2 tRNA genes (1 of these 2 cut by a window edge) are annotated in these 366 nt (G+C 40.7%); both read left to right on the top strand.

Annotation, left to right across the window (positions count from 1 at the left end):
• Positions 1-167: 167 nt before the first annotated feature.
• Positions 168-244: transfer RNA gene (locus tag DW862_RS00015), tRNA-Ile, on the top strand.
• 69 nt (positions 245-313) lie between these two features.
• Positions 314-366: transfer RNA gene (locus DW862_RS25735), tRNA-Ala, on the top strand; it runs 79 nt beyond the window's last position.

Here is a 366-nt window from a genome sequence, read left to right as displayed (position 1 = left end):
ACTGTCACAACCGTGACAGTCACTTATAGACTTTAAAGGTTCTGTTTTTTGTACTACTGGTACTTGTTTATTTATAAATATAGATCAACCATCTATAGTATTATAGATAGAGATAAACAAGAGAAAAAAGAAGCCGAGTCTAGACGAAAGGTAGACAAGGTTGAACTAGTCCTATAGCTCAGTTGGTTAGAGCGCTACACTGATAATGTAGAGGTCGGCAGTTCAACTCTGCCTGGGACTACCAAGCTCAAGAACGAGGAATAGTGACAGCTAAAAGCTAAAAACTAAAAACAACATTCTTGAACAACCTCTTGGGGGATTAGCTCAGCTGGCTAGAGCATCTGCCTTGCACGCAGAGGGTCAACG

Origin of the sequence: Bacteroides sp. AM37-9, assembly GCF_003603455.1 — a bacterium.
Taxonomy (GTDB): domain Bacteria; phylum Bacteroidota; class Bacteroidia; order Bacteroidales; family Bacteroidaceae; genus Bacteroides; species Bacteroides xylanisolvens.
Note: the sequence above shows the minus strand (reverse complement) of the source record. Positions and strands in the feature narration are given on the sequence as shown.